Source organism: Halomonas sp. 3D7M, from assembly GCF_014897885.1.
Taxonomy (GTDB): domain Bacteria; phylum Pseudomonadota; class Gammaproteobacteria; order Pseudomonadales; family Halomonadaceae; genus Vreelandella.
In genome coordinates, this window is sequence record NZ_JABUZF010000159.1 from 1 (window position 1) to 3,491 (window position 3,491).

Consider the following 3,491-nt stretch of genomic DNA (forward strand, 5'->3'; position numbering starts at 1 on the left):
CGCCAGGGCCGTGCGGCCCAGGCGGCAGCATCGACTTCTTGGCTGGCAGCAAAGTTACGCTCAAACAGCGATTGAACTTGTTTGGCGAAGGCTTGGTTTTCTACTTCTTGATTAGCTTCAAGGTTCCAGTGCAGATTCCAATGGTCGAAGTTACATGAGCCAAGACTGACCCAGTCATCGGCTAACACAAACTTGGCATGAATAAACGTGGGCTGGAACTCAAAAATCCGCACGCCGGCTTTTAACAACGCTTGGTAAAACCGTTGTCCTGCATAGCGCACGCCTGGGTGGTCATGTTTACTGCCCGGTAATAGTAAACAAACATCCACGCCACGCCGTGCCGCGCGAATCAGGCGTCGGCGCAGCGTGAAGGTCGGCACAAAATAAGGTGTACATAGCCAAAGCCGCTTGTTTGCCTGATTTACCCGCGCATGGAGCGAGTGGCGAATAGCTTGGTAACGATAACCCCTCGCTGACATCACTCGGCCGCGTATGCCATCAGCATAATGTACGGCGGTCCGCTGTGGCGGCAACACTGAGCTAGCCCGCCCATCACCTGCTTGCCGTGTTAGCCGGGAACGCCATAAGCGGCGAAAAAGCTCTTCCCAATCAGCGACTACCGGGCCTTCGATGCGCACCGCAATTTCGTACCATGCTTCCAGAAACTCATCCACCGCGCCAAATCCGCCGGTAAACGCAACCTCTCCATCCACGACAACAATTTTACGGTGGTCACGGCTTAAGTTGCGAGCCAGCGAGTGAAAACCAATGGGATTAAAGAACCGTAATGCGACACCTGCTTGCTCTAGGCGTATACGATCACGCTGCTCCAATCCCATGGAGCCATAACCATCGAGCAGCAAACACACCTTTACACCGCGTTCAGCAGCGTCGATCAGCGCATTACTCATCTGGTTCGCTAACTTACCTGACTCCATCAAGTAGAGCTCCACCAGCACGTAGTGCTCCGCTTGACTAACCGCATCAAACATAGCTGGCAAAAATCGCGTTGCTTCCGGCAACAGAGTAGTGCGGTTGCCTTCACGCCACACGTGCTGCATAGAGACTCCTTCTCTTGATGAAACGGCTCAGCGACGAGTTAGCGAACGATGGACGTACAAATCGTACCGGCTCGTTTTACCTTCCAGCGTATGCTGCGGCGCGGGGCCGCCGATAGGGGGTGCTTTACGGGGTCGCTTGACCACTACTCGATGCGTCGCTACATCCAACGCCGCTTCTAATAAGCTTGGTGCATCATCATCGTCTCCCGCCAACTCTCGAAACACGCGCATCTCTTTCTTGACCAACGCCGACTTCTCACGGTGCGGAAACATCGGATCAAGATGAATAACCTCAGGATCAAAAGCTGCGCTTTCCACAAGAGCAGCCAACTGCTTAGCGGCATCACCATGGCGGAGCGTCATACGCAAGGCAATCTCTGCTGTCGTCTGTGTTTTTGCAGCACGCGCGAGACCATCTTGAAGCAGTGCGGCAATCGCCGCGACACGTTCAATTAGTAAGACATTTGCGCCCAGGCTTGCCAGTACGAACGCATCCCTACCCAAACCAGCCGTGGCATCCACGACGTTAGGTGTGATGCCTTTAGCAAGCCCACAGGCTTTTGCCACTAACTGCCCGCGACCACCACCAAACTGACGGCGATGGGCTGCCTTTCCAGCGGCAAAATCCACGCTAAGCGGTTTTCCGTATTGGCGCTCATCACCTGACAGTGCCAATTGGCCATCAACGTAGCTAAGCGCTAACCCCGAAGGCAGCACAAGCGTCTCTGGGCTTGCCATGTGGCTCATGCTGGCTTTTTCCAGGCCACGTCGTTGCGCAAATAAACTGGCTGTGCTTCATTGGCTGCCTGACCTAACCCCGCTTCCAAATCACGAGCGGCGAGCCATGCCATCTCTTCGGCCCGTGGCTCAAGATCAGTGAGGTGCTGAGACATGTTGGCTTGTAGGCTTAACGCAAAGTCATCCCACAGCGTAAACCCCGAGCCCACGCCTACCCAGTCGGTCTCCTCCGCAGGCAAACAAAAGTTAGCAGGCGCCACGACTACTTCGTCACTTTGCAAGCTAAGCGTGTCATTTAAACAGTGCCAAGTAGCCGCATAGATTTCGCCCATACGGGCATCTAACGCGGTCACTACATGGCGAAAATGGTAGCGGCGATGGGCCTGAAGCGCGAGCGCTTCCAAGGTGGAAATACCCAACAATGGACGATCCAGCCCAAACGCCAAGCCTTGCGCTGCACCGGCAGCGATGCGCAAGCCGGTGAATGAACCAGGGCCACGCCCAAACGCAACCGCATCTAGCTGCTGCGTAGAAATATTGGCCTCAGCGAGAATGTCATCCACCATCGGCATTAAGCGCCGGGTATGGGCCCTTGGCGTCATCTCGAAACGCGCCAAGCATTCACGCTGGCTACCCTGCTGGCGCAATAAAGCCGCAGAGCAGGCACTAGAAGATGCGTCCAGTGCGAGAAGGTATAACGATGACATCGATTCTGCACTCCATAAAATAGACCGTCATTATACCTTTACGCGGCCTCAACGACGATGGCCCGCAGGTAACCTGCGGGCCATCGTGACATTCACTAGCATGTGCTACTTAGCAAAGCGCTTCTTTCACTTGCCGAGTAATGTCAGCCACGCTGCCTACGCCTTCTACGCGATGATACTGCGGCGCGGCCTCAGGGTCTTCTTTCGCCCACTGCTGATAATAATCTACCAACGGTGCGGTTTGGTCGTGATAAACCGACAGACGGTTGCGCACGGTAGACTCTTGATCATCTTCACGCTGAATCAGCGCTTCCCCAGTCACGTCATCTTTACCCGGCTCTTTGGGCGGATTATGGTCGACATGGTAAACACGCCCAGATGCCGGATGCACACGACGCCCTGCAAGACGGCTCACAATTTCTTCGTCTGGTACGGCAATTTCCAACACGTGGTCCAGCTTAACGCCAGCTTCTTTCATCGCATCGGCTTGCGGGATGGTGCGCGGAAAACCATCGAACAAGAAACCATTTTCACAGTCGGGTTGGCTAATACGCTCTTTAACAAGATCGATAATGACATCGTCGGACACCAAACCGCCGCTATTCATAATCTCTTTTACTTTGAGACCCAACTCGGTACCGTCCTTGATGGCCGCGCGCAGCATATCCCCGGTGGAAATTTGAGGGATCTTAAATTGCTCACAGATAAACTGAGCCTGAGTCCCCTTCCCCGCGCCGGGGGCACCCAACAGGATTAAACGCATGGCACTGCTCCTTGAATGTTAGTCGTTAGATATGAATAATTTTTGAATAATGGACTGACAATAACCGTGCCGTTCGGATGACACAACTCCCCAAAAGCCTGATAACGCATTTTTTTAACATTTTCTTAAGCAAAAACAGTCAGGTGGCAATTTCTTGTACTTTGGTCACCCTTCGTTGCAGACCTACTGAACTGTTTTAAACACAAGCGGCGCCCTATTGGG

At 53.7% G+C, this 3,491-nt stretch carries 4 protein-coding genes; all 4 read right to left on the bottom strand.

Annotated elements, in window-relative coordinates:
• Positions 1 to 1,061: phospholipase D-like domain-containing protein (locus INT22_RS07650; protein ID WP_193067986.1), on the bottom strand; the 1,061-nt coding region annotated here is incomplete at its 3' end.
• Positions 1,062 to 1,088: 27 nt separating this feature from the next.
• Positions 1,089 to 1,799, bottom strand: coding sequence for a class I SAM-dependent methyltransferase (locus tag INT22_RS07655; RefSeq protein ID WP_443603321.1), 711 nt, complete (start codon positions 1,797 to 1,799; stop codon positions 1,089 to 1,091).
• Between the two features lie 5 nt (positions 1,800 to 1,804).
• Positions 1,805 to 2,506, bottom strand: a complete 702-nt coding sequence (gene tsaB / locus INT22_RS07660) for a tRNA (adenosine(37)-N6)-threonylcarbamoyltransferase complex dimerization subunit type 1 TsaB (RefSeq protein ID WP_193061856.1) — start codon at positions 2,504 to 2,506, stop codon at positions 1,805 to 1,807.
• Between the two features lie 109 nt (positions 2,507 to 2,615).
• Positions 2,616 to 3,269, bottom strand: coding sequence for an adenylate kinase (gene adk / locus INT22_RS07665; RefSeq protein WP_089039751.1), 654 nt, complete (start codon positions 3,267 to 3,269; stop codon positions 2,616 to 2,618).
• Positions 3,270 to 3,491 lie beyond the last annotated feature (222 nt).

What these genes read in the sequence shown, in the direction of transcription:
- INT22_RS07655 (WP_443603321.1), bottom strand. Translation starts at nt 1,799, where the DNA reads ATGGCAAGCCCAGAGACGCTTGTGCTGCCTTCGGGGTTAGCGCTTAGC.
- tsaB (WP_193061856.1), bottom strand. Translation starts at nt 2,506, where the DNA reads ATGTCATCGTTATACCTTCTCGCACTGGACGCATCTTCTAGTGCCTGC.
- adk (WP_089039751.1), bottom strand. Translation starts at nt 3,269, where the DNA reads ATGCGTTTAATCCTGTTGGGTGCCCCCGGCGCGGGGAAGGGGACTCAG.